29 protein-coding genes and 3 tRNA genes are annotated in these 22,259 nt (G+C 41.0%); 20 read left to right on the top strand and 12 right to left on the bottom strand.

The genetic code is table 11. The features are described 5' to 3' along the window. Nucleotides 1-140: 140 nt before the first annotated feature. The 5 genes from MBUR_RS00680 (at nt 141) to MBUR_RS00660 (ending at nt 2,536) form a co-directional block, all read left to right on the top strand. A complete protein-coding gene (locus MBUR_RS00680; protein WP_011498312.1) occupies nt 141-1,082 on the top strand; it encodes an IS5-like element ISMbu1 family transposase in 942 nt (313 codons plus the stop codon). 211 nt (nt 1,083-1,293) lie between these two features. Continuing rightward, nucleotides 1,294-2,067, top strand: a complete 774-nt coding sequence (locus tag MBUR_RS00675) for a HesA/MoeB/ThiF family protein (protein ID WP_011498311.1) — start codon at nt 1,294-1,296, stop codon at nt 2,065-2,067. A 173-nt stretch (nt 2,068-2,240) separates the two neighbouring features. Beyond that, nucleotides 2,241-2,317: transfer RNA gene (locus MBUR_RS00670), tRNA-Val, on the top strand. 62 nt (nt 2,318-2,379) lie between these two features. Beyond that, a tRNA-Phe gene (locus MBUR_RS00665) sits at nt 2,380-2,454 on the top strand. Between the two features lie 10 nt (nt 2,455-2,464). Next, nucleotides 2,465-2,536, top strand: a tRNA-Gly gene (locus MBUR_RS00660). Nucleotides 2,537-2,653: 117 nt separating this feature from the next. Here MBUR_RS00660 and MBUR_RS00655 read toward each other — a convergent pair. Next, nucleotides 2,654-3,148, bottom strand: coding sequence for a hypothetical protein (locus MBUR_RS00655; RefSeq protein WP_157196601.1), 495 nt, complete (start codon nt 3,146-3,148; stop codon nt 2,654-2,656). A gap of 402 nt (nt 3,149-3,550) precedes the next feature. Here MBUR_RS00655 and MBUR_RS00650 point away from each other — a divergent pair, with 402 nt between their 5' ends. Further along, nucleotides 3,551-3,733 (top strand): PGF-CTERM sorting domain-containing protein, encoded by a 183-nt coding sequence (locus MBUR_RS00650; RefSeq protein ID WP_048063113.1) that lies wholly within the window; start codon nt 3,551-3,553, stop codon nt 3,731-3,733. Here the strand turns inward: MBUR_RS00650 and MBUR_RS13650 are convergent. Next, on the bottom strand, nt 3,730-3,894 hold the full coding sequence (locus MBUR_RS13650; RefSeq protein ID WP_157196600.1) for a hypothetical protein: 165 nt from the start codon (nt 3,892-3,894) through the stop codon (nt 3,730-3,732). The genes MBUR_RS00650 and MBUR_RS13650 overlap by 4 nt on opposite strands. Before the next feature lie 34 nt (nt 3,895-3,928). After that, nucleotides 3,929-4,246 (bottom strand): MarR family transcriptional regulator, encoded by a 318-nt coding sequence (locus MBUR_RS00645; protein ID WP_011498309.1) that lies wholly within the window; start codon nt 4,244-4,246, stop codon nt 3,929-3,931. Nucleotides 4,247-4,706: 460 nt separating this feature from the next. Here MBUR_RS00645 and MBUR_RS14025 point away from each other — a divergent pair, with 460 nt between their 5' ends. The 3 genes from MBUR_RS14025 (at nt 4,707) to MBUR_RS12745 (ending at nt 7,494) form a co-directional block, all read left to right on the top strand. Next, a complete protein-coding gene (locus MBUR_RS14025) occupies nt 4,707-4,850 on the top strand; it encodes a hypothetical protein (RefSeq protein WP_198003762.1) in 144 nt (47 codons plus the stop codon). A 148-nt stretch (nt 4,851-4,998) separates the two neighbouring features. Further along, complete coding sequence (locus MBUR_RS14020) at nt 4,999-5,940, top strand: tetratricopeptide repeat protein (RefSeq protein ID WP_011498308.1); 942 nt, start codon at nt 4,999-5,001, stop codon at nt 5,938-5,940. A 297-nt stretch (nt 5,941-6,237) separates the two neighbouring features. After that, nucleotides 6,238-7,494, top strand: coding sequence for a PGF-pre-PGF domain-containing protein (locus MBUR_RS12745; protein ID WP_011498307.1), 1,257 nt, complete (start codon nt 6,238-6,240; stop codon nt 7,492-7,494). A gap of 25 nt (nt 7,495-7,519) precedes the next feature. Here the strand turns inward: MBUR_RS12745 and MBUR_RS00630 are convergent, their stop codons facing one another. Then, a complete protein-coding gene (locus MBUR_RS00630; protein WP_232221921.1) occupies nt 7,520-8,464 on the bottom strand; it encodes an MraY family glycosyltransferase in 945 nt (314 codons plus the stop codon). Between the two features lie 229 nt (nt 8,465-8,693). Between MBUR_RS00630 and MBUR_RS12740 the strand changes: the two genes are divergently transcribed. Then, a complete protein-coding gene (locus tag MBUR_RS12740) occupies nt 8,694-9,191 on the top strand; it encodes a VanZ family protein (protein ID WP_011498305.1) in 498 nt (165 codons plus the stop codon). Nucleotides 9,192-9,205: 14 nt separating this feature from the next. On the opposite strand, the gene MBUR_RS00620 is transcribed toward MBUR_RS12740, so the two are convergent. Genes MBUR_RS00620 through MBUR_RS00610 form a run of 3 tightly spaced genes read right to left on the bottom strand, consistent with a single transcriptional unit; the run spans nt 9,206 to nt 11,915 of the window. Next, a complete protein-coding gene (locus tag MBUR_RS00620) occupies nt 9,206-10,141 on the bottom strand; it encodes a UDP-N-acetylglucosamine 3-dehydrogenase (RefSeq protein ID WP_048063446.1) in 936 nt (311 codons plus the stop codon). A 2-nt stretch (nt 10,142-10,143) separates the two neighbouring features. Continuing rightward, nucleotides 10,144-11,220: a DegT/DnrJ/EryC1/StrS family aminotransferase gene (locus tag MBUR_RS00615; protein ID WP_011498303.1), complete on the bottom strand. Its 1,077-nt coding sequence runs from the start codon at nt 11,218-11,220 to the stop codon at nt 10,144-10,146. 20 nt (nt 11,221-11,240) lie between these two features. Beyond that, nucleotides 11,241-11,915, bottom strand: coding sequence for an acyltransferase (locus MBUR_RS00610; RefSeq protein ID WP_232221920.1), 675 nt, complete (start codon nt 11,913-11,915; stop codon nt 11,241-11,243). Between the two features lie 133 nt (nt 11,916-12,048). Here MBUR_RS00610 and MBUR_RS00605 point away from each other — a divergent pair, with 133 nt between their 5' ends. The 10 genes from MBUR_RS00605 (at nt 12,049) to ftsY (ending at nt 18,093) form a co-directional block, all read left to right on the top strand. Next, nucleotides 12,049-13,320, top strand: a complete 1,272-nt coding sequence (locus MBUR_RS00605; protein ID WP_011498301.1) for an adenylosuccinate synthase — start codon at nt 12,049-12,051, stop codon at nt 13,318-13,320. A 214-nt stretch (nt 13,321-13,534) separates the two neighbouring features. Then, nucleotides 13,535-13,984 carry a 30S ribosomal protein S19e gene (locus tag MBUR_RS00600; protein WP_011498300.1) on the top strand — a complete coding sequence of 150 codons (450 nt, stop codon included), beginning with the start codon at nt 13,535-13,537 and terminating at the stop codon, nt 13,982-13,984. A gap of 100 nt (nt 13,985-14,084) precedes the next feature. Next, nucleotides 14,085-14,429 (top strand): DNA-binding protein, encoded by a 345-nt coding sequence (locus MBUR_RS00595; RefSeq protein ID WP_011498299.1) that lies wholly within the window; start codon nt 14,085-14,087, stop codon nt 14,427-14,429. 2 nt (nt 14,430-14,431) lie between these two features. Beyond that, nucleotides 14,432-15,025 carry an alpha hydrolase gene (locus MBUR_RS00590; protein ID WP_011498298.1) on the top strand — a complete coding sequence of 198 codons (594 nt, stop codon included), beginning with the start codon at nt 14,432-14,434 and terminating at the stop codon, nt 15,023-15,025. Between the two features lie 142 nt (nt 15,026-15,167). Next, nucleotides 15,168-15,323 carry a 50S ribosomal protein L39e gene (locus MBUR_RS13235; protein ID WP_011498297.1) on the top strand — a complete coding sequence of 52 codons (156 nt, stop codon included), beginning with the start codon at nt 15,168-15,170 and terminating at the stop codon, nt 15,321-15,323. A 10-nt stretch (nt 15,324-15,333) separates the two neighbouring features. Then, nucleotides 15,334-15,600 (top strand): 50S ribosomal protein L31e, encoded by a 267-nt coding sequence (locus MBUR_RS00585; protein ID WP_011498296.1) that lies wholly within the window; start codon nt 15,334-15,336, stop codon nt 15,598-15,600. A 39-nt stretch (nt 15,601-15,639) separates the two neighbouring features. Then, nucleotides 15,640-16,293, top strand: a complete 654-nt coding sequence (locus MBUR_RS00580) for a translation initiation factor IF-6 (protein WP_011498295.1) — start codon at nt 15,640-15,642, stop codon at nt 16,291-16,293. Between the two features lie 41 nt (nt 16,294-16,334). Next, complete coding sequence (gene rpl18a / locus MBUR_RS00575) at nt 16,335-16,511, top strand: 50S ribosomal protein L18Ae (RefSeq protein WP_011498294.1); 177 nt, start codon at nt 16,335-16,337, stop codon at nt 16,509-16,511. A 5-nt stretch (nt 16,512-16,516) separates the two neighbouring features. Next, nucleotides 16,517-16,933, top strand: coding sequence for a prefoldin subunit alpha (gene pfdA, locus MBUR_RS00570; protein WP_011498293.1), 417 nt, complete (start codon nt 16,517-16,519; stop codon nt 16,931-16,933). Between the two features lie 59 nt (nt 16,934-16,992). Then, nucleotides 16,993-18,093 carry a signal recognition particle-docking protein FtsY gene (gene ftsY, locus MBUR_RS00565; RefSeq protein WP_011498292.1) on the top strand — a complete coding sequence of 367 codons (1,101 nt, stop codon included), beginning with the start codon at nt 16,993-16,995 and terminating at the stop codon, nt 18,091-18,093. Nucleotides 18,094-18,135: 42 nt separating this feature from the next. Here ftsY and trpA read toward each other — a convergent pair whose 3' ends face one another. The 5 genes from trpA to MBUR_RS00540 form a co-directional block, all read right to left on the bottom strand. After that, nucleotides 18,136-18,915 carry a tryptophan synthase subunit alpha gene (trpA, locus tag MBUR_RS00560; protein WP_011498291.1) on the bottom strand — a complete coding sequence of 260 codons (780 nt, stop codon included), beginning with the start codon at nt 18,913-18,915 and terminating at the stop codon, nt 18,136-18,138. Nucleotide 18,916: 1 nt separating this feature from the next. Next, nucleotides 18,917-20,098, bottom strand: coding sequence for a tryptophan synthase subunit beta (trpB, locus tag MBUR_RS00555; protein ID WP_011498290.1), 1,182 nt, complete (start codon nt 20,096-20,098; stop codon nt 18,917-18,919). A gap of 17 nt (nt 20,099-20,115) precedes the next feature. After that, the gene (locus MBUR_RS00550) at nt 20,116-20,931 is read right to left on the bottom strand and encodes an indole-3-glycerol-phosphate synthase (RefSeq protein ID WP_011498289.1); all 816 of its coding nucleotides are present in this window, start codon (nt 20,929-20,931) and stop codon (nt 20,116-20,118) included. Between the two features lie 68 nt (nt 20,932-20,999). Next, nucleotides 21,000-21,362, bottom strand: coding sequence for a hypothetical protein (locus MBUR_RS00545; RefSeq protein ID WP_011498288.1), 363 nt, complete (start codon nt 21,360-21,362; stop codon nt 21,000-21,002). Then, entirely contained in the window at nt 21,355-22,143 is a 789-nt protein-coding gene (locus tag MBUR_RS00540; RefSeq protein WP_011498287.1) for a hypothetical protein, read from the bottom strand. The genes MBUR_RS00545 and MBUR_RS00540 overlap by 8 nt, the downstream gene beginning before the upstream one ends. Nucleotides 22,144-22,259 lie beyond the last annotated feature (116 nt).

Raw genomic sequence — 22,259 nt, 5'->3', positions numbered from 1 at the left:
CAAACAGAAGCAATATTTATAACATATTACAATAATTTTGTATTATGTCCTTAACGAACTTTGCTTTTAAAGAAGAGAGAATTCCGATAAACCCCTCAAACAGAAGCAATATTTATAACCTATTACAATAATTTTGTATTATGTCCTTAACAAACTTTGCTTTTAAAGAAGAGTACAAACGTCTTGAAAATCTCGGTGACAAGCTCTCTGAAATTGAATCTCTCATCGATTGGAAACCATTTCGTCCAATTATAGCAGAGATGTATATCAATAAAACAGAGTTCGGTGGCAGACCAAACGTTGATGAAATCGTCATGCTCAAAATGTTAGTATTGCAACAATGGCATGGCCTATCTGACCCTGAACTTGAAAGACAAGCTACTGATAGAATTTCCTTTAGGAAATTCTTGGGCTTTCCTGCAAAAATTCCAGATCATACTACTGTTTGGGCATTTAGAGAACGAATTTCCCAGGCAGGAAAAGAAGATGAAATCTGGAATGAAATGCAAAGACAACTTAATAAGAAAGGTCTGAAGATCAAGCAAGGTATGATTCAGGATGCAACATTTATACATGCTGATCCAGGACATGCAAATCTTGATACTCCTCGTGGAAATGAAGCAAAGACCAGAAGATGTAAGGACGGTACATGGACAAAAAAGGCATCTAAGTCACATTTTGGATATAAACTACATACCATTGAAGATACCGAATATGATCTGATAAGGAGATATAGGACAACTACTGCCTCAGTTCATGATAGTCAGGTGGATCTTTCTGAAGAAGGCGAAGTTGTTTACAGAGATAGAGGTTACTTTGGTGCAATTTCAAAAGGATATGATGCAACTATGCAAAGGGGAGTACGAGGGCACCCTATTGGTATTAGGGATAAGATGAGAAACAAAAGAATAAGCAGGAAAAGAGCAAAGGGAGAAAGACCTTATGCTGTTATCAAAAATGTGTTTACGTCAGGATTTGTAAGAGTAACAACGTTGGCAAGAGTAAATGTCAAAATGGCGATTACAGCATTCAGCTATAATCTCTATCAATTGAGGACAATAAGAAGAAAATCATTAGGATGAATAGCGGTAGCTATTCAAAAAAGTTGGAAAGTATATAAATAGATACTAGCAAACTGCTGGAAATAGAGAGAAAAGCTCAAAATTTTAGCTGGAAATATTTGCTTTGAAAAAAATCAGCAGTTAATCGCAATTCTCTACAATTATAAACCATGATAAATACGTTGCCGTAATCTCTGCTCTATTTATATTATCTTGCTTGTATATACTGGATATGGACCTTTCAGCAGATCAAAAAGAACGCTATGCAAAGCACATTGTCATGAAGCAGATGGGTGAGGAGGGGCAGAAGAGGCTTCTGTCATCTCGTGTCTTGTGTGTTGGTGCGGGTGGACTTGGTTCTCCTGTTATACAGTATCTTGCTGCTGCCGGAGTTGGTACGCTTGGTATCGTGGATGATGATGTTGTGGAGATGAGCAATCTTCAAAGGCAGGTAATTCATGCGGGAAATCTCGGCAAGCAAAAAGTTTGGTCTGCAAGGCAATATGTTGAAAGGCTGGATCCTGGTATCAATGTTCTTGCATATGATATGCGTGTTGGACCTGATAATGTAGAGGGTTTAATTAAGGACTATGATGTTGTGGTTGATTGTTCTGATAATTTTGCTACACGATATTTGTTGAACGATGCCTGTGTGTTGCAGAACAAACCTCTTTTTCACGGAAGCATTTTCATGTTCGAAGGCCAGGTGATGACAATATTACCGCATGAGGGGCCCTGTTATCGCTGTATATTCGCATGTTCACCTTCTAATGATGCTGCAAAGGATGCTGGTGTCATGGGGATTCTTCCTGGGGTTGTCGGTACCATGCAGGCTACAGAGGTTGTCAAACACCTTGTGCGCCTCGGAGCACCGCTTATCGGACGCATGATCTACTACGATGCCCTCGGAATGAGGTTTGATGAAATAACTGTGCGTAAGAATCCGGAATGTCCCATTTGTGGTCTGACTCCTTCTATCACGTCTATAGATGCCGATAATTATTGATGGGGCGTTGTTTGTACATTGGCTTTAAATTAGGTTAAAAATAGGTGCTAGTGACAAAGTTTTTATAGCTTAACTCTGTTATAAGAGTTTGCTTCAAGCAACATAGTTTGAAGCAAAAACGTAACAGAAGCGTTGTTCAGGTTACAAATGTACTGGACAACTATAAGCAATATGGGCTCGTGGTCTAGCTGGTCATGACGTCGCCTTGACATGGCGGAGGTCCGGAGTTCGAATCTCCGCGGGCCCACCACAAATATTAGTATCATTCAATAGGTTTTAATAATAAGAAGACCAGTATTGGATGCTCTCAAAGCCCAGGTAGCTCAGTGGGAGAGCGCTGCCCTGAAGAGGCAGTTGTCCCCGGTTCGAATCCGGGTCTGGGCACCAGAATCAATTCACACCAGTAGTGTAGCGGTTATCACCGGGCGTTGCCAACGCTCGAACTCGGGTTCGATTCCCGACTGGTGTATATCTTTTTTTTGATTTTTATCAGACTATAAGGTTATTATGAATATCCAATTTTTGATTTGATTTTTAGTATAAGTTTAAGTGCAATTGCTTTAATAGGTATATCAATTATACCGTTTTAGCGGGGTGACGATATAATTGTTGAGTATCCACCGACTTTCTCTGCACAGATGGTCCTATGTCTTTCCTCTTCAGTAACAAGATAATTCATAGATTGCAGGAATTGTTTCCGGGTATCTTCTTCAGGAAATATCTCTTTTAGCAAATTCTCATCTGTATTTGCTATAGTTTCATATGCATCCCTTGCAAATATTTCATATTTCATTATCTCGCTGAAAATTTCATAGTAGCTTTCACCTTTAAAGTCAAATATCTTTTTTGAAATTCCGCGAGGTGCTTCCTTTGGTAGCTCAATATCAAGCACTTTCATCCATTTTTCTAATATCATTGCATGTCTGTCAGAATCACTGGATAGGATCTCAAGCGCATCCCTGAATTCTCCCTGTAGTTCGATCTTCGCTTCCCATTCAAGAGGTTGTTCCATTTCGGTTTCTACCCAATACATTCTTTGAAGGTATAATAATAATATTTCCTTTTCGTCATTACTGTTCAATGCTTGATCCCTCCATTTCATATATTCACTTACATATTATATAATTATGTCTATATATATTAGTGGTGTGTCCTTATCACTTCAAAAGCCATCTTTTCTATGGTTTTGTATCACTATAATATCTGGTTAATTATGCATCACATTCTTATAATTATGCTGCGCATGATGATAATATAATATGAAATACCTTCTCTTACTTATATCGAATATGAAGGGGCACTATACACTACTAGTACCAAGACAGTTGACATAGATGGGAACATAAATGCAACGTGGGTCAATGACACTGCAACAACTTTGACTTCCCAAACGTCATCAGGTAATTCTGGTGAGGGCACTGGTTCAGCAACAATCGTGGATCAGGATGAAATTGATTCTGAGGTTACAGAACCAGAATAACTTGTGTCTGAAATAGAATCACCTGAATCAGGGCAAACTGGGGAATCAGTTGATGAAAAACCAGCTTCTGTTGAAGGGGAAGACGCTCCTGCAGAAGAGCAAGATAAAGGTACGCCCGGATTCGGATCAATTCTTGCAATTTCGGGATTGTTAGTTGCAGTCTACTTGTCTGAAAGAAGAAATTAATTTAAAAAAGGGGAGCTTACTTCCCTTGTTTTTTCATAAAGCTTGACATCTGGTAAATAAACCTTGATAATTGGGTATAAAATAATTTCCAGAACGTTTCTGGAAATGCTCTCACAGAACCTCTGCGAAACATTTCCAGTCCGACTTTCTTCCTGTGCCATATGTTTAATAGGTCATTGATATCCTATCTCTCTATCATACAGCTGATAATTCGTACTTTTCTGAAGGTATACCCACTATGGTAGAATTAATCTCGGAGTTTACGGGAATATTTGTTTCTTCATACATATCAGGTATATTCTTCAAACCATACAGGCTTTGCCTTGCATCTTTGAAGTAAAACCTCTCTTGTAGAAAATCTTCATCTTTCAACCGACCCAATGCATATCTGATAGTACGTGGTGGAAGATAACTTTGTTCCGCAATCTCTTTCTGTGTCAGAAGACCGCCGTATTCCAGTACTTTGAAGACAAGTTTTGCTGAAGGGGGCAGCCCTTCGATCGCCTTCCTCAAATATTTATCGTTTGGCTCTTCGATGTTTCTCTTTATCTGTACGCTATCCTTGTAGTTTTCAACAAAATCGATCCCTCATTATTATTTCTCCTTTGTATAGTTACTTATATTAATATCTCAGATTTGAGATGTTGCAACGGTTCACTATCGTGAAGTCACAATTGTGAGTTCGTTTCTTTATTATATAAATATATTGGCAAAATACACCAAATCGCTTTATTTCGTTGATCCTGCATTGCTGCATGGATGGAGAATCTGGTTTATTTGCCTGTATCTTAGTTCTTATATCTTTACAGGTAGGGCTATTGTTGTTTAAATACTAATAGAAAAGGTAGGAATATGGCTGAAAATTAATATAATTTGATCTCAGGGGGGAGATTTGTTCCCTTACTTTTGTAAAAACTAAAGGTATACTATTCGGGGGTATGTCCTGGGTCTGTTTGCAGGTATTTTCCTTGATATGCAGGGTTACCAGACCAATCCTATCGGGCAATGGCTGGTCAGAACTTTGTCAGGTGAAGGTGAAAGCATACTGGAAGGTATCTATTCAATTCGCCAACGCTTTCTTGGTGGTGCGAGTACAATGGCGGAAGCATACGGGTAGGCAAGCTATTTGGGTTAGCAGTCCCCTGGATGATCGATCTCGTCAGCCGTCTTGCAGGTGTTTACGTATATGGTGTTGAGGGCTTCTATATTCCTTACTTCTATGTGCTTAGTGACCAGGTGGGTGCAAATATTTCCGGGATGTTTTTTTGAGGAAAAAGGAAGGCACCTGGGTTGGAGCTTTTAATAGATATATGCATCACCCGGTCATGGTTGCAAGTCTGGCAATAATTGTGATCGTGCCTTTTGGTCTTTTACTCTTGCGCATATATGGATTCAGCCCAACGACCCAAACTTTTACTGCCTTTGAGATCATTGTGGCAAATCTATGCTGGATCCCACTGGTAGTGGGATGGTACGTGCAGAAAAAAAGAGAGATCAGAGGATATTTCATGGCAAAAGATGATATAAATAGTGCTGTCGAGAGGTACATTTCCTCCGGCAGATCTGAAATGGATGTTGAACGGAAAGAACATTATTTCAAGATGGCTCTGCAAATACAACCTAAGAATATCCGTGCATTGAACAATATGGGCCTGTTGTTGCAACAGAAAGGTGAGTTTCGGGAAGCTATCAAATATTATGAGATTATTATAAGTCTGGGTGTGGTGGCAAAACCTTCCCCCCTATATTACAATATTGCAGTATGCCTTAAGCTACTTGGTAATCTGGAAGGCGCAAAGACATACATCAACAGGGCACTTGCAAAAAAGCCGGATGAAGAGATTTTTCTGGAATTAAAGGAGGAAATACTCGACCTTCTAAAGGGCACTCCTTCGGCAGTCCTGCCGCATGCTACTCCTAAAGCTTCGGATGTAGCTGATCCTTATGGGGAATGGGACCCGCCGGCGATAGCGACATTAGCAAGCCAATTATATTATTCCGGGTGGAACGACTACAAATATCATCGTGGGCTGGGTGAGACCGATCTTAATGAAAAGATCGTTCGTGACAAGCTTGCAAACCGTATCTATTGTTGTCAAACCTGTAAGTTCAATTCCGGGGGAACATGTCGCAAAAAAGGTAAAGTCGGCAAAAAAGTTCTTCTTGATTCGATTTGTAAACAGTTTTTCCCACGAAAGACAGATTGAGCCATTATGAGAGCGATGGATCATCTATTTTATACAATTTATACTCATTTTTCAAATAACCGGGCGATTTATAGAAACACTTATGTATTATACTGCCTATTTTTAATTTGTTGTTAGGAGAGATACTTGAGTCCTACTTTTTGAACCACAAAAAGACACATATTTTGTACCACCAACCACCCCTTTTGCTCAAATATCTCTCCTATTCTTTTATCCCAAAAACTAAATATGATATCCGAGATATCTTTTATTATATTTATATAATTGATATTTTTTCCTTTTTTGTGGTGCTTAAAAATGCATGAAATTCTAAGACCAAGATTGGGGTATTATTGCCTCTTTTTTATGCTGGTAGTGTTTGCCAGTGTGCTAGTTGCCCCGGTCTCAGCAGAGGCTGTTGTAAGTATATCTCCTCCTGATCAGTTGATTTCAATCGGTTCTAACGTAACTGTGATCATATATGTTGATCCTGATGTTCCAGTTTCCGGTGCCCAATTTGACCTTGATTTTGACGGTGATATCCTTTCTGTGATCTCTATCTCGGAAGGTGACATTTTCACAAATGGTGTTTCTACACTGTTCTCTGGGGGTACAATCGATAATTTGGAAGGGAATATTATGAACGTATATGGTGCCCTTTTTGGTAAAAATGAGGTGATTAAGTCTGGGACATTTGCTACAATAGTCTTTGAGACGAAATCATCAGGTTCTTCCTCTTTGCAATTGAGCAATGTAGTTGTCAGCAATTCTATTGGTGCTGCGGTTCCAATAGCAGTCATAAATGGTATAGTTTCAATAAATGGTGACTCTGTTACGGAAGTTGGAGAAATTGTTGATACTGCTGGTGGGGGTGGAGGTAGCAGTGGTAGTGGTGCCACAGGGGAAGAATACGAGAACATCGAACTTAAAGAGATCACTGAAAGAAACGTTATCCTGGGGCAGGTTATCTCATTTGGTTTTGATGATCCTGGAAACCCGATTGTATCTGTTAATTTTACCGGTCTGAAAAATTCGGGTGATATTTCGACAACTATTGAAGTGTTGAAAGACACTTCTGCTTTGGTGGACGTTGGTCCAAATGGGCTTGTTTACAAGAATCTAAATATTTGGGTTGGTAAGGCTGGTTTTGCAACACCTGGAAACATAGATTCTCCTACGATTTATTTTAGGGTAAATAACTCTTGGATGGATATGTATGGTGTTGATAGTTCGGCTATCAGATTGAATCATTACTCCGAAAATAGCTGGTCAGGTCTTGAAACAAAAGTGATGTATGAAGATGTGGAATATGTCTATTTCGAATCAAAAACGTCTGGTTTTTCACCGTTTACAATTACTGCGGAAGCTGTTGCACTGGGGCCAGATAGTGCCGTTCTTTCTGATGGAACGATGATTTTGTCTGAGGCTGAGATTTCTGAAATTGAGGCCGGTTCAAATAGGCCATCAACTACTCTGGACGATATATCTGATGAGAGGGAACTTGCTCAGAACACATTGGCAATAACTATTCTTTCTATATTTGTTATAGCAATAGGGCGTAGCAGGATCAATTGAAATTAGTGATCCTGTTCCATATCCTTTAAATTCTTCCCGGGAGGAGTATTCCTATCAAACAGAAAAATCCTGTTAGTGCATACATTGCATAGGTTGCCTGTTTTTCTGTAAGGTTATAATAGTATGGAAGCACCCATTTTAATGTATATGGATTTGGCACCTCAAGTATTCCATCTCCGCGGTCACAACCGAATTTTGCTACTGGGAATTTTCGAACTCTCCAATAAACGTAGAGCAGGAAGTTCACGGTATGGGGAATAAACATTATGAACCCACTTATGATGAATCCTTGTATCACTATGAATGCACCGATTGTTGCTCCTATTGTTAGTGAGCCTACATTACCCCAGAATATATGTGATGGGTACCTGTCATAAAGGAAATATCCAAGCAATGCTCCTGTAATGGCAATTATTGTATAAATATTCTCAACATCGCCCAGTAGTATGGATTTTATTATGAGGGATGAGAGAACTATTGCAGAAAGCCCGGATGCAAGTCCATTGTATCCCGAGTGCATATTCACAAGGTTCGATGCCACAAGCACATATGTTGGAACAATGAACTGCAAATAAAGTATTCCAAGCTCGATGTGTCCGAAACTTGGAAGTACAAGTGCTGTATGTGTCGCATATTGGATAAGTGGGTAGGAGCAATAATACATCAAGAACAGCTTAGATACCCTTCCGATATCTATCATATCATCGAGTATTCCAAATATTCCAAAGAGGGAAATGACAATGAGGACTACATAATTTGTAGTCGAGTACTTGAAGAACAGAGATGTGAACGAGATCGCAAGAAGGGCCATTAGCAAAATAACAATGCCGCCTCTTTCTGGAATTTTGACAATTCCCTTTTTGTAGTAATCTCTTCCAAGCAGTCCGCTTTCTGTAAATTTCTTGATGAAATATGGCATTGAGATAGTAACAAGGATTAGTGGCAACAATAAATTGCTTATAACTGCCAAATTTTGTATTGTTGAAAGAGATGTAAAATTAATCATTTTTGTACCTGTTATTTTTATTTACCCGGAATGTTAGTATTAATTATAATATTCGATCGTTTAAATATTGGTATTACTTCCCTTATATTACCTCTCTATTTATATATTTTTGTGGTATGGATGTAATCGATAACGGTAAAAATTCATTTATTGACAAGCATCTTTATATTATTTGCTTTTAAATGTATAGAAAATGGCCGATACACAGAAAGTAGTATTTCGTATTTTAGTTGCATTTTCCCTACTATATGCTGGTTTTATATTCTATCTTTCAGCACAGTCTAGTATTGAGTTACCTTCATCTTCTTCAATTCCTTTTTATGATCTACTTTTAGATAGTGTGAAAAACAGCAATATTCCTTATCTGGTGGATATTGCACATTATTCCATTGATAATTTCGATAAAGTCGCACATATGGTACTTTATTTTGGATTGGGGATCCTTCTCCATGTCACATTCCGTCATTCCGATAATCTAAAGCTCAAAAAATATGCACCTATTTTTGCGATCCTTATCGGGATAACTTATGGAATTACGGATGAGATACATCAAATGTATGTTCCGGGCAGAGCTTCAAGCTTTAATGACCTTGTAGCAGATGGGATAGGTATAGCTCTGGCTCAGATCGTTTTCTGGGTAGTTATCCTTAAAAGTGTTTTTTTCAGAAAAAAAGGAAAAAAGACACAATGAGATAATATATTTCTTCATTTGATCTTGACGAGCTTATTCGTATTATATGACTCTATGGCAGCGAGGGCAACATTCAATGCATGTTTGCCTTCAATACCCGATACAATAGGTCTTTTACCTGTTCTGGTGCATTCAATGAAATGCTCAAGTTCTTTTGCCAGGGGTTCACCTTTTTCGACCTTTGCATCCCTTACCCAGTTTGCATCATGTATTGTCACGGTCTGGTCGATATAATCCAGATATCCGACACCATCCACGCCAATTACTTCCATTTTCCTTACTTTATGCGGGGTCAGCCAGTTAGTGTTAGCAACTCCTGCTCTATTATCTTCAAAACGAAGCATTATGGATGCATGGTCTTCCTGTGAATGCACGTCTTTTCCTGCGATCGCATAGACTTCTGATACGTTGCTTGCATACATGTAGGAGATCGCATCAATGTCATGTACACCAAGATCGAGGATGATGCCCACATCCCGTATTCTCGGATTATACGGTCCTACTCTTCTTGTAGATATGGAAACGATTCTTCCGAGAAGTCCGCTTTCGATTATTTCTTTCATTTTTGAAGTAGCTGGATTGAATCTCTCTATATGACCTACCATCAGTGTAAGGCCTGCTTTCTCCGCTGCTTCTATCATTATGTCAGCATTTTCAAGCGTGTCTGCAATTGGCTTTTCCACAAGTACGTTGGTATTTGAATTTATAGCATCGAGAGTAACTTTTTTATGAAGGGTTGTAGGTACAACGATACTTACGGCATCCAGGCCTTCATCTAAGAGTTTGTTATGATCTGTAAACGCCTTGACTCCATATTGGTCTGCCAGTTCCTGAACTCTTTTTTGGTCAACATCTGAAATGCCTACAAGTTCAACTTCTTCCATTTCACTGTATATCCTGACATGATGTTGTCCCATTGCACCTACGCCAATGACACCTACGCGGATCATGATCATTCAACTCCCTTTATGACTGCATCGATTATCTGTTGAATTTCATCTTCTGAAACTCCTGGATGCACTGGCAGGGAGAGCACTTCTTTTGATGCTTTCTCACATTCTGGAAGTTTGTCTGTATAACCTGCATCTTTGTAGATCGGTTGCATGTGTATGGGTATCGGATAATATACTCCAGTGCCTATTCCTGCCTGCCCTAGCTTTGTTAGCATTTCATCCCTGTTGTTTAGACGGATGGTGTATTGGTGGAACATGTGCTCACATCCCTCTTTCACAACAGGTATGGTAATTCCGTCTGTATTTCTTAGTCCTTTTGAGAGCAAGGATGCATTTCGTTGCCTTAGGGAATTGTATGATGGCAGTTTTTTAAGTTGTGTTAATCCTATGGCAGCTCCGATGTCTGTCATTCTTAGATTATATCCGATCATTTCGTGGAGGTAACGCTGCTGTGATCCATGGGCACGTATCATTTTTGCTTTTTTGGCGACCTCTTCATCGTTGGTAGTCATCATTCCGCCTTCGCTGGTCGTCATGTTCTTGGTTGGGTAGAAGCTGAATGCTCCTGTTCCAAATGAACCGACCTTCTTCCCGCCATAGGCAGCTCCATGTGCCTGGCATGCGTCTTCGATGAGTATCAGGTCATGGTCCTTTGCAATATCGGTAATGGCCTTCATCTCTGCAGGATGTCCGTAGAGGTGGACTGGCATTATTGCCTTTGTGTTATCAGTGATCTTTTCTTCGACAAGCGTGGGATCGATATTGAACGTGTCTGGGACAATGTCCACAAATACAGGTTTTGCGCCGGTGTACATTATCGAGTTTGCGGTGGCAATAAAGCTGAATGAAGTTGTTATTACTTCATCCCCATTTCCTATTCCATGTGCAAGGAGTGCAGCGTGAAGAGCTGCTGTGCCGGAATTGACTGCAACTGCATGTTCCGTTCCGATGTAGCTTGCAAATTCTTCTTCGAATTCTGCAACACGTTTTCCTTCTGCTATCATTCCTGAGCGGAGTACTTTACAAACGGCTTCAATTTCTTCTTCACCGATATCTGGTTTTGCTATTGGGATCATTCTTAACCTCATTGATCTAATTAGATTCTGTTCAACGTTTGCAGTTCTTCGGACAGGTTTTTTATTTCAGCAGGGCAACCGATGGCTAATTTCCATGCCGGTATATTCTTTGTGACCAATGCTCCGCCTGCGACCATCGCTCCTTCTCCTATCTCTACTCCCGGAAGTATAGTGGCATTTGCACCTATGGATGCACCTTTTCTTATTACTGGTCCTTCGGGACAATAATCTTTTCTGATGGGGTATTTATCATTGGCAAGAACGGCACAGGGGCCAATGAATACATTGTCTTCGATTATCACATGTGTTGGTATGTAGACATTTCCTTGTATGCTGACGTTGTTCCCTATTTTCACATTACCATCGATTATTACATTGGTGCCGATAAGTACGTTATCTCCAATTGTGGTGTTCTCACGTATCATACAGTTGTGTCCTGTCCTGAAATTATCACCTGTTCTCACGTTGCTGAAGATCGTTGTGTTTGGTCTGATGAACGAGTTCGCGCCAATTGTACAACCTGTGTATTCTGCTTCTTCAGTTATCATTCTCTTTTCTAGTAGTGTTGTGAGCAAAGAATGTTCTGGGTATCCAAGGATCACGTTCTCAAGAACAACTGAATTGTCACCTATGAAACTTGTTCCATATATCTTTGCAGATGAATGAATATTTGTACTTTTTACCAATGTTACCACCTAATATGATATCCAGTTTTGTTAGATTTATTGTGTATGATCTATGTTAATATAGTATTTTTGTTGTAAATTATATTTATTGGCAGATTATCAATCAAAACCTTATTAAAGCTAAACTGCAATTGCACCCACTATGTTTACGATTCTGACAGGGTCACAGTTCGGTGATGAAGGAAAAGGAAAGATCGTTGATCTGTTATCAAAAGACTACGATCTTGTTGTCAGGTTTCAGGGCGGGGATAATGCAGGCCACACTGTGGTCGTTGGGGATGATGTCTATAAGCTTCATCTGATACCCTCTGGTTTCCTGCTTGATTCAAGGGTTCTGATCGGCCCGGGCACTGTCCTTAATCCAGAGGTTTTGGCAGAAGAGATCGATATGCTTGAAAAGACAGGTGTTGAAGTGTCTTCTGATAAATTGGGTATAGATGCTAAGACGAGCATTATTATGCCTTATCATGTTGAATTGGACAGCCTTCGTGAATCATTACGTAAAGAGAAGATCGGTACTACTAAAAAGGGTATTGGCTTTGCTTATGTTGATAAGATCGCAAGGGATGAGGTCAGGATGTCGGATCTTGTGGATTCTGAAATACTCATGAACAGGCTTACTGAAATGGCTGCATCCAAAGAGGCTGCTATCAGAGAACTTGGTGGCGATCCTTCAATCGTTACTGATAGTGAACTGATGGACAAGTATGTGAAGCTTGGTCAGAGGCTTGCTCCTTATGTCACTGATGTTTCCTATGAGATAAATAAAGCTATCTCTGAAGGCAAGAATGTACTGGCTGAGGGCGCACAGGGTACTTTCCTTGATGTTATTCACGGAACTCAGAAGTTCGTTACTTCTTCCAGCACTATTGCAGGATCTGCATGTGCAAATCTTGGTGTCGGCCCGACAAAGGTAGATGAGGTTCTGGGAATTGTGAAAGCTTACATTACAAGGGTGGGCGAAGGGCCGTTACCTACTGAACTTCATGATGAGGCGGGAGCGCATCTTCATGATGTGGGTCACGAGTTCGGTACCACTACAGGCAGGTCCCGCAGATGCGGATGGTTCGACCTTCCGTTGCTCAAGAAAGCGATAAACCTGAATGGATATACCAGCGTTGCATTGACCAAATTGGATGTGCTTTCAGATCTTGATGTTGTTAAGGTTTGTGTGGCATATGATCTCAATGGGGAAAGGCTGGATTATCCACCGGAAGATACTTCCCTTTTGAGCATGTGTAAACCTATCTATGATGAGCTCGAAGGTTGGTCAGACGATCTTACGGGCGTAAAACGCTACGAGGATATTGCTCGGGCTGCCCATGATTATGTGGAGAAACTGGAAGGGATGATGGGTGTCCCTATCAAATATGTGTCCGTAGGTCCGGGAAGAGAGCAAACTTTCGAAAAATGATATAAATAACGTCAAATAATGGGTTGTAATTCCCAATATTTCATCTTATGGGATGTGGATACGAGTTACTGCCGAAAAACGTATATACTAATCAATAAATTACACCCTATTTCCATCATATATTGTGATAGAGCATAACTTGTGGCAACAAGTTTGCAAATAATCAAAATTACATCAAAATTAAATCGATACATTTCATTCCAAGGAGGATACAATGACTACAGCATATGACGTTCCTGCATCAGATATTATTGCAAAGCTGGCAGAGAACCTAAAAGAGAATGATCAGATCAAGCCACCCGAATGGGCAGCTTTCGTTAAGACCGGTGTTCACAAGGAGCACTCCCCAGTTGACAAAGACTGGTGGTACATCCGCTGTGCAGCCATTATGAGGACCATTTATATGCAGGGCCCTGTTGGCGTTGAGAGACTAAGGTCTGTCTATGGTGGTAAGAAAAATAGAGGTGCAAACCCATCCAGGAAAGCAAAGGGCAGTGGTTCTGTTGTTAGGGAAGCATTCCAGCAACTCGAAACTGCAGGCTTTGTACGCAAGCTGAAAAGCGGTAGAGTTATTGCTCCTGCCGGCCAGTCTTTGCTTGACAATCTCTCCACTGAAGTCAAGAACGAGCTTGTTGAGACCATTCCGGAACTTGCAAAATACTGATATGGTTATTGGGAGTTTGCTCCCATCCATGTCACTCCTAAGTTGCCTGTCAATGACCCAGCGGTTATCTTTGATGTATAATAAATGGATGTGATCTACAGTGGATGATCTTGAAGCTATCAGACAAAAAAGGCTCGCCGAGCTCCAGCAACAGCAATCATCTCCACAGAATGATGCTCAGGCTGCATATCAGCAGGAGCAGGCACAAGCTGAAAGGGACGAGCAGGTTAAGGCAGTTCTTCGGCAGGTCATGACACCTGAGGCACGTGAGAGATTGACTCGATTAAGGCTCTCTCGCAAGGAATTGGTTGAACAGCTTGAATCCCAGCTTGTGATGCTTGCACAAAATGGTCGTCTTCAGACAAAGATAGATGATGAGAAGCTTAAAGTTCTTCTTACACAGATGCAGCCACAGAAACGCCAGACTTCCATAACTCGTATGTGAATATGAAAGCTCATGTACTTTTCAGTGGAGGTAAGGACAGTTCATTGTCGGCTATTCTGCTTGACCCCTTTTTCGATATCGAGCTTGTGACATGCACATTTTCGATACTTCCGGTTGGGAATATTGCAAAAGTAACGGCGGATGAATTGGGCTTCTCCCACAGAGTACTGGAGCTTGATCTAACTATTCTGGAAACTGCATTGAATACCATTATTGAGGACGGTTATCCGAAGAACGCGATCAACTTCATACACAAGAATGTGATCGAGGCACTCGCAAAGGAAGATACTGTGTCAGTGATCGCTGATGGTGTGAGGCGTGATGATCGTGTACCAAGGCTTACAGATCCAGAAATTCGAAGTATTGAGGATCGGTTTGGTGTGAAATATATCTGTCCTCTTCAGGGATATGGTAGAAGTGCGGTCAACATGCTTGTGGAAAAGCATCTGGTGATCGATGAAGGTCAAAGTGACAGTATTGCCAAAGCAGATTATGAAACTGAGTTACGTGAACTGATAAGGCAACAATATGGAAATGAAAAAGTTATCGATATATTTCCGCAACATTTGCAATCAAGAGTTTTAAAGCGTATTTGATATTATGTTCTTTTTTGAACATAAAGATGATATCAGATGGGGAATCTTATTGCCCATAGATTAATGATTTATAGGATAATCGATTTATAGACGCAAATCTTTATGATTGGCGTTACAATTAATCAAATCACAGGTGAGATAAGTGAGCCACAATACAAAAGGACAGAAGATAAGGCTGGCAAAAGCGCATAATCAGAATCAGCGCGTACCAACCTGGGTGATCATCAAGACTAACAGAAAGGTTGTTAGCCACCCAAAGAGAAGGCACTGGAGAAGGAACAGTTTAGACGTGAAATAAGGTGATGACAATGGCAGAAGACGCGGTAAAGGAACAGATCTACACTATTCCACTTCGTGAAGCAAAGCTTGCTCCAAGGTGGAAGCGTACCGGCAGAGCTATGTCTCTTATAAGAAAATATCTTGTAAGGCACATGAAAGCAGATCCTTCACAGATCAAGATAGATGCTACTATCAACCACAGAATCTGGGAACGAGGTTCTCAGAAACCACCATCGTCCATTCGTATTCGAGCTGCAAAGTTCGAAGATGGAGAAGTTCAGGCAGAACTTGCTTGATCTTAAGATGGATCTTATATCGTATAGCATAGGACAATAATGATCAAAACAGTGAACATTTATGATAACCCTGTATTGGGGGTATTTGCCACATGTACGGAAGATGTGGCTATCGTTCCTATCGGTACTGCCGGAAAGGCTATCGACTTGCTTGCAGAACAGCTTGATGTAAAGGTAATCTCTACATTGATAAATGGCAGTATTGTGGTAGGTTCACTTTCCAAAGGCAATTCAAATGGTTTCCTGATATCAAGGGATGCCAATGTCAGTGATCTCAAAGACGTTGAGGTCCCAGTCGAAGTGCTTCCTGATATGCTTACAGCCGTTGGGAATGTGATATTGGCAAATGATACGGCAGCACTTGTACATCCGGAAATGACCGATAGTTCGATAGAAGTAATCTCAAGGGTTCTTGGGGTGGATGTTCACAGAGGCACTATTGCAGGTCTGGGAACTGTTGGAATGGCAGGCGTTGTCACGAACAGAGGTTTACTGGTCCACCCAATGGTGACACCGGATGAACTTTCCGTTCTTGAGGATGTGTTCGCTCTTCCTATCGAATTGGGTACCACTAATTACGGTTCACAGGCAGTAGGCTCAGGTTTGCTTGCCAATTCAAAAGGATATGTTGCAGGTTCCAATACTACGGGTCACGAACTCGGAAGGGTTGAGGACGCACTATTCTTTGCTTGATCATTGGTCTTTAAATTAATTAATATAACAGGTGATTTCATATGCAGAATTATGTTGTCAAAGGCACATTCAAAGCAGGACATTCTTGGGAGAAGTTTACCAAGAACGTCGAGAGCCAAAATGAAAAGAATGCTCGTGATAAGACATTGTCCACTTTTGGTAGTAAACATAGGATCGTTAGGGCATTAATTAAGATCGAGAGTGTCACAGAGGCATGAGATCTATGTCAGAAACGAGTGAACAGGACGCACGAAATCTCGCAGCTCAACATCGTGAGTTACAGCAGAATGCTGAATCAGTTAATCAGCAGCTTGGTATGGTGCAGATGTCTATTGAGGATTGCACACGTGCCATCTTAACTCTGGAGGAGCTTAAGTCCGCTTCCGGTGCTATTAATACGATGATTCCTCTGGGAGCAGGGGCATTGATACATGCGAATATTGCAGATGTCGATAAAATCGTTGTAAGTGTCGGAGCAGGCATCAGTGTGGAGAAAACTCCGACTGAAGCCATTGAAACGCTCACTCAGCGCAAGGAAGAGCTCGGCAAGGTTGTTGAACGCTTGAATGGAACCCTTACTCAGATAGGGCAGCGTCTGGCTTCAATTGAATCAGCAGTTGGAAACAGACCTCCGCAGTGATCTTGTTCATTATGTTCTGATTCCTTTTTTATTTTTATCATTTTTAAGGATGAGTTTTAGTGTTTAATAAGCTCAAGGAAAAACTTGGTAGTTTCAAACAATCGATCGGTAAGACGATTGATGAGAAGGCTGTTGAGTTGAAAGAGCCTGTCGAAGAGATCGTTGAGATCGAACCGGCAGAAAAGCCAGTATCAACTCCAGAGGTTTCGGAAAACGTTTCTTCTTTTGAAGATCAGCTTGACAAAACAGAAGCTTCTCCCTCTTTAAAACAAAAGATCGGTTTTGCTCAAAAGGCTAAAGCCCTTGTTTTTGAAAGAGAGGTCATACTCGATGGAAGTGATATCGAAGATTCTCTTTGGGAGCTTGAAATGGCTTTGCTTGAGAGTGATATTGCTATCAATGTCGCAGAGGCGATAGTCGAGTCTGTAAAAGAAGAACTTGTGGGAAGTCGCAAGAAGCTTGGGAAGAATACTGGTGAGCTTGTGGAGAATGCATTGAGAAGTGCTATCTACAAAGTCATGTCTGCAAACGTTTTTGATCTTGACGACTACATCAGGGATGCGGAAAAGCCGGTCCATATTGTTTTCATAGGCATTAACGGAACTGGAAAGACCACAACCATCTCTAAAATGGCAAAACGCCTGAAAGACATGAAATATTCTGTTGTTATTGCAGCTGGTGACACTTTCAGGGCAGGAGCTATCGATCAAATTGCTATTCATGCAGAGAGGATCGGCGTAAAACTGATCAAGCATCAGGAAGGTGGTGACCCTGCAGCAGTTGTCTATGATGCTGTACAGCATGCAAAGGCACACAATGTGGATGTCGTACTTTCCGATACTGCCGGTAGGATGCACACTAATGTGAATCTCATGGCACAGCTTGAGAAGGTCTGCCGTGTAAGCTCTCCTGATCTCATCATCTTTGTGGATGAGGCAGTTGCAGGTAATGACGCCGTAGAACGTGCTCAGCAATTCAATACTGCTGTTCCAATTCATGGCTCAATTTTAACGAAAACAGATGCTGATTCCAAAGGCGGTGCAGCAATATCCATTGCCTACATAACAGGTAAACCAATTCTGTTCCTTGGGATGGGGCAGGGGTATGACGACCTTAAAAAGTTCGATCCTGAATGGTTCGTAGATCAGTTGTTCGAATAATTAAAGAGGGATCTAACTCCCTCTAAGTTTAATTTATGTTCTTCAGTCCCTTCTACAGACTGACTTGATCTCAGCTGTAAGGTCTTCCAGTCTTTTTTCGACATCATTTCCTGATGCGATAATATCTACAAAAGCAGAACCTACTATAACTCCGTCCGCACCTGCATCTATGATCTTTGCAGCTTGTTCTGCATTGGAAATTCCGAAACCAACAGCCTTCGGGATGTCTGTTCTGACTCTTGAAATTATGTCGGAGGTCGCAGCTGTGACGTCGGACCTTGTTCCTGTAACGCCTGATCTTGAGACAATGTACACAAAGCCGGAAGTCTTAGACAATATCATCTCTATTCTCTCATCCGTAGTGATCGGAGCTACCAAAAATATCAGGTCTACTCCTTCTTGTGAGCAGCAGTTTGCAAGGTCGGCGCTTTCCTCTGCCGGTAGATCCGGGATGATCAATCCGCTAATGCCCGAACTTATACAATCCTTTACAAATTTTTCAATTCCGCGTTTGTATATCAGATTATAATATGTCATACAAACAAGTGGTACCTGCACATCAAGGTTTGCCACAAGTTCAAAATACCTGTCCGGGTTCATTCCTGCTGTAAGTGCTCTTTCTGATGCTGCCTGTATGGTGGGTCCGTCTGCCACCGGATCGGAGAATGGCAATCCCAGCTCAATAATATCTGCACCACCCTTTATCAGCGAATCAACAATTCGTGGGGTCGAATCAATATCGGGATCTCCTGCACAAACATAAGCAAGAAGTGCTGTCTCATTCCTGTTCTTTATTTCATTGAATTTATCAGCTAATCTCATATCACTTCCTCCTTTCGAGCCCAATAACGGTTTCAAGGTCCTTGTCTCCTCTTCCGGATAGATTGATGACCACAAGCTCGCCAAGTTCTCCTGACTCTGCTGCTTCCATAACATGTGCTACTGCATGAGATGATTCAAGTGCAGGGATGATGCCTTCCACACGGCTTAGTTCGTGAAACGCTTCCAATGCCAAGTCATCATTGACAACACGGGGCAGAATTCTTCCAATATCCGCAAGATGGGCAAGTTCCGGACCTACTCCTGAATAATCCAGTCCTGCTGAAATAGAACTTGATTCGAGGATCTGGCCATACTCATCCTGAAGTATGCGGGTACGAGCACCCTGGAGAACGCCATCTTCTCCAACGGAAAGTGATGCCGAATGAAGTGCCGCATCTTTGGTATATTCCATACCTTTTCCGCCTGCTTCTACCGCTATAAGTTTCACATCCTCTTCAATGAACGGGTGGAATATCCCCATGGCATTACTGCCACCACCTGCACAGGCAACTATTGAATCCGGATAACGACCCTCCTTTTTTATTATCTGTTGCTTTACCTCATTTCCGATCACGCTCTGAAAATCTCTTACCATCATTGGATATGGATGTGGTCCAACTACTGAACCTATCAGATAATGTGTATTCTCTACATTTGAGACCCAATCGCGCAGTGCTTCGTTGATAGCATCTTTAAGTGTTCTTGAGCCGGACTCGACCGGATGTACTTCTGTACCCATGATCTCCATTCGATACACGTTCATGCGCTGTCTTTCCATATCCTTGGCGCCCATATATACATGGGTCTCGAATCCCAGATTAGTCCCTGCCATGGCAGTAGCAGTACCATGCTGGCCTGCCCCGGTCTCTGCTACAAGTCTTGACTTTCCCATATACTTTGCAAGCAACGCCTGGCCGATCGTGTTGTTTAGTTTGTGAGCGCCACCATGCACAAGATCTTCCCTTTTTAGATAAATCTTTGTACCGTATTTTTTGCTGAGGTTCCTGGCGTGATAAAGAGGTGTTTCCCGACCTGCAAAATCTTTCAGATAATAATCAAGCTCCTCCATAAATTGTGGATCGTTCCTGTACTTCTCATATCCCTGCTCAAGTTCTTCGAGAGCAGGCATCAGTATCTCGGGGACGAACTGTCCACCGTACTTTCCATATTTTGTATTGCTCATATCATACCTCCCTATTATCATTCTATAGTGTTATCAAGTGCATCGACCAGTTCTTTGGTCTTTCTATAAATATCTTCATCTTTGACAATGGAAGTTCCGATAAGTATCGCATCAGCACCGGCTCTCATCATCCTTCTTGCGTCTTCAGGTGTGTGTACGCCACTCTCACTGATCACAAGGTGCTCTTCACCTGTTCTCCTGTCGTACTTTTTTATTATCGGTATAAGTTCCTCTGTGGTAGCAATATCCACCTCAAGGGTTGTAAGGTCGCGATTATTGATACCTACTATCTTTGCTGAACTATTCTCAAGAACATATGTAAGTTCTTCCTTATTGTGTACTTCCACAAGAGGTTCGAATTCCTTTGATCGTGCATATTCGATGAGTTCTTCCAGTTTCTCGCCGAGAAGTCCTGCTATCAATAATATAAGATCACTTCTTACCTCATCGAACTGCACCTTATCAATAATGAAATCTTTTCTCAGGACGGGTAGTGAAATAGCTTCTCTGACAGCTTTAAGATTATCAATGGAACCTTCAAAGAACTCTGGTTCTGTAAGGACCGATATGGCAATAGCTCCTGCATTTTCCATATCCATGGCAATTTTTCCCGCTTCTTCCGGTGAAATGTCCATTATTTTCATAGACGGGGATGCAGGTTTGACCTCGGCAATGATCGGAACCTTTCCACTATCCTTTTTTGAATGAATAGCTTCGATTATCTTCTCTATCCCCTGTGTATCTCCCTTCAAAATTGGATGATCTTCCGCTTCGTAAAGCGCTTTAACCCGCTTTTCCGTAGAATTGATAATTTCATGTATTGCAGAGTGCATAATAACCACGTATGTACATTAAAGTATATACATGTACATAATATTTATTATATATACATCTTTCGCCATTATGGAAGACGATCAAGCATTGCCTGCATGCTCTTTGTCTTTTTGTAGAATGCAGATGTATAGTTCAAAAAATTAGCGGCTATTAATCCCCTTTCTGTTATGATATATCCGCCGCGTTGTATTTTCTTTGCAAGTCCTTCTAACTGGAATACCGTCTTCATCTTACTTCCAATGCTTCCTCTATCTGCAAATTGGTCTGTGTATTCTCTTATTTCGGCAAATTCCGTTATTTTGCCTTCATTCTTTTTGAGAACTAGTAATATCAGACGATATTGAATATCCCCTGGTCCCTGGTTTATTCCCAATGACTGGTAGAATTCGGCCACCTTTTTCTCATACTCAACATTGATTGTGTCAGACATCGATGTCTTCCTCAAGATCCATGTATTCCGCTTCATCACACGACTCAAAATTATGCTGGTAAATGCCGAGTCTTTCTTGTAATGCTGGGGGTGGGAAATATGAAATGTATGCAAGAACTGTTCCTATAAGGACAAAGATCCTTGCAACAAACTGCAGCATATCAAATGTGGTGATCATGTCCGTTAGCATGAAATCGATGACGAAAGAGATTGATACTAGTAACAGTACAGTACGGTATCGTATTTTTTTCGATATCTTCCGTAGAAGTATTAACAATAGAATTCCAAGTATCATGGCGGTAGGGATGACAAACAGGCCAATCAGATAAATGTTGATCGCAATGTTGCTGTTTATATTGATAATTGATGACCAGTAGGTTACTAATGGTTCTACTACTCTGTTAGTCAAAAGGAACATCAGATATGATGCTCCGAACATTGCGAATATGATGCTTACGTAGCTACTTGCCTGTTTATTTCCTGTTATTACATAGATAATGAAGTATGCCACTGGCACGGAGACAAAAGCAAAAGGAATTGATGCTATGTAATACATCGCTATGTCAACTTGTGCATTATCAAGATAGGCTGCTATCATTCGTAATGCTGTGGGGTAATATGTAAAAGATACAAGCAGCCAGAATGTAATCAATGCATAAAGGGTAGGCTTTGAGTTCTGTTTTTCCAGATTCTCATTTTTTGCAAGTACCCATGCAAAAGTCAAAGAGATCACTGCTATTGCAAAACAAATTGTACTATTTAGTAAGAGCAAGATACTCATTTTTGTTCATCTCGTTCGTTTGATGTCTGAAACTTTCCCTATGGGAAATATTTACATTCCTTTTTCCAATGATGTTTTTCGTTTGGATTTTCCAACCGTGGAGTATTTATATAAAA

This window comes from Methanococcoides burtonii DSM 6242, from assembly GCF_000013725.1.
Classification (GTDB): domain Archaea; phylum Halobacteriota; class Methanosarcinia; order Methanosarcinales; family Methanosarcinaceae; genus Methanococcoides; species Methanococcoides burtonii.
The sequence above is the reverse complement of the archived record's forward strand: the minus strand, read 5'-3'. Positions and strand labels throughout refer to the sequence as shown.

Excerpts from the sequence above, each read along its gene's own strand:
- MBUR_RS00680 (WP_011498312.1), top strand. The coding sequence starts at position 141 with ATGTCCTTAACAAACTTTGCTTTTAAAGAAGAGTACAAACGTCTTGAA.
- MBUR_RS00675 (WP_011498311.1), top strand. The coding sequence starts at position 1,294 with ATGGACCTTTCAGCAGATCAAAAAGAACGCTATGCAAAGCACATTGTC.
- MBUR_RS13650 (WP_157196600.1), bottom strand. The coding sequence starts at position 3,894 with ATGGCACAGGAAGAAAGTCGGACTGGAAATGTTTCGCAGAGGTTCTGT.
- MBUR_RS14025 (WP_198003762.1), top strand. The coding sequence starts at position 4,707 with ATGCAGGGTTACCAGACCAATCCTATCGGGCAATGGCTGGTCAGAACT.
- MBUR_RS12745 (WP_011498307.1), top strand. The coding sequence starts at position 6,238 with ATGCATGAAATTCTAAGACCAAGATTGGGGTATTATTGCCTCTTTTTT.
- MBUR_RS12740 (WP_011498305.1), top strand. The coding sequence starts at position 8,694 with ATGGCCGATACACAGAAAGTAGTATTTCGTATTTTAGTTGCATTTTCC.
- MBUR_RS00620 (WP_048063446.1), bottom strand. The coding sequence starts at position 10,141 with ATGATCCGCGTAGGTGTCATTGGCGTAGGTGCAATGGGACAACATCAT.
- MBUR_RS00615 (WP_011498303.1), bottom strand. The coding sequence starts at position 11,220 with ATGATCCCAATAGCAAAACCAGATATCGGTGAAGAAGAAATTGAAGCC.
- MBUR_RS00605 (WP_011498301.1), top strand. The coding sequence starts at position 12,049 with ATGTTTACGATTCTGACAGGGTCACAGTTCGGTGATGAAGGAAAAGGA.
- MBUR_RS00600 (WP_011498300.1), top strand. The coding sequence starts at position 13,535 with ATGACTACAGCATATGACGTTCCTGCATCAGATATTATTGCAAAGCTG.
- MBUR_RS00590 (WP_011498298.1), top strand. The coding sequence starts at position 14,432 with ATGAAAGCTCATGTACTTTTCAGTGGAGGTAAGGACAGTTCATTGTCG.
- MBUR_RS00585 (WP_011498296.1), top strand. The coding sequence starts at position 15,334 with ATGGCAGAAGACGCGGTAAAGGAACAGATCTACACTATTCCACTTCGT.
- MBUR_RS00580 (WP_011498295.1), top strand. The coding sequence starts at position 15,640 with ATGATCAAAACAGTGAACATTTATGATAACCCTGTATTGGGGGTATTT.
- rpl18a (WP_011498294.1), top strand. The coding sequence starts at position 16,335 with ATGCAGAATTATGTTGTCAAAGGCACATTCAAAGCAGGACATTCTTGG.
- pfdA (WP_011498293.1), top strand. The coding sequence starts at position 16,517 with ATGTCAGAAACGAGTGAACAGGACGCACGAAATCTCGCAGCTCAACAT.
- trpA (WP_011498291.1), bottom strand. The coding sequence starts at position 18,915 with ATGAGATTAGCTGATAAATTCAATGAAATAAAGAACAGGAATGAGACA.
- trpB (WP_011498290.1), bottom strand. The coding sequence starts at position 20,098 with ATGAGCAATACAAAATATGGAAAGTACGGTGGACAGTTCGTCCCCGAG.
- MBUR_RS00550 (WP_011498289.1), bottom strand. The coding sequence starts at position 20,931 with ATGCACTCTGCAATACATGAAATTATCAATTCTACGGAAAAGCGGGTT.
- MBUR_RS00545 (WP_011498288.1), bottom strand. The coding sequence starts at position 21,362 with ATGTCTGACACAATCAATGTTGAGTATGAGAAAAAGGTGGCCGAATTC.
- MBUR_RS00540 (WP_011498287.1), bottom strand. The coding sequence starts at position 22,143 with ATGAGTATCTTGCTCTTACTAAATAGTACAATTTGTTTTGCAATAGCA.